Below are 953 nucleotides of genomic sequence, written 5' to 3' on the forward strand. Positions count from 1 at the left end.
CGCGCGGCTTCCGCGTCGCGTGGGGCCGCTGCGCCGACGGCGCCGCCCCCGCCTTCTGGCCCTGGACGGAGATCCTGCGGGACGCGGGCGGCGCGGCGCCCGGCCCGCTCTCCGGCGCCGCGTCCGACCCGGTGCGGGACCCCGGGCGCGCCCTGTTCACCCTGTACGAGCAGGTCATGGACGTCCTGACCGGTGACGGCACGCCCCTCGCCGTCGTCCTGGACGACCTGCACTGGGCGGACGTCTCGTCCCTGCGGCTGCTCGACTTCGTCGCCGGTGCCGCCGGACGGCACCGCCTCCTCGTCCTGGCCACCTGCCGTCCCGAACCCGGCGACCACCCCGGCGCGTTGCGCGACACGCTCGCCGTCCTCGCCCGGACCGGCGAACGGCTGGAACTCGCGCCCTTCACCGCGGGCGACGTCGCGTCCTACCTGCGCGCCCGGCGGATCCCGGACGAACCCGAAGCGGTCGCCGGGCTCGTCGAACGCACCGGCGGGAACCCGTTCTACCTGGGCGAGGTCCTGCGGCTGCGGGACGGCGACGACGTCCCGGGCGGCGTCCGGGACGTCCTGGAACACCGCCTCGCGCGGCTTCCGGACGAGACCGGGACGCTGCTTCGCGCCGCCGCGGTCACCGGCCGCGACCTCGACGCCGACCTGCTCGCGGCCGTCACCGGGACCACGGCCGAGGACGTCATGGACGCGCTCGAACCGGCCGTCGCGACCGGGCTGCTCACCGAGCCGCCGTCCGGGGCCGACTACCGGTTCGCGCACGCGCTCGTCCGGGAGGCCCTGTACGCCGGACTCGGCCGGGCCGAGCGGACGCGGCTGCACCTGCGCGTGGCCGAGGCGCTGGAACCCGTCCTGCCCGCGTCCGGGGCCGCGACGCTCGCGCACCACTTCGCCAAGGCCGGACGGCGCGGCGCGGACCGGGCCGTGCGGCACGCCGTCCGC

Annotated in this window: 1 protein-coding gene; it reads left to right on the top strand. The window is 77.9% G+C overall.

What is annotated here, in order from left to right:
* Positions 1–953 (top strand): ATP-binding protein (locus tag EBO15_RS45030; protein WP_325051993.1); only part of this gene is annotated, 953 nt, incomplete at both ends.

Source organism: Actinomadura harenae, assembly GCF_003696215.1.
In the GTDB taxonomy this organism is placed as follows: Bacteria; Actinomycetota; Actinomycetes; order Streptosporangiales; family Streptosporangiaceae; genus Spirillospora; species Spirillospora harenae.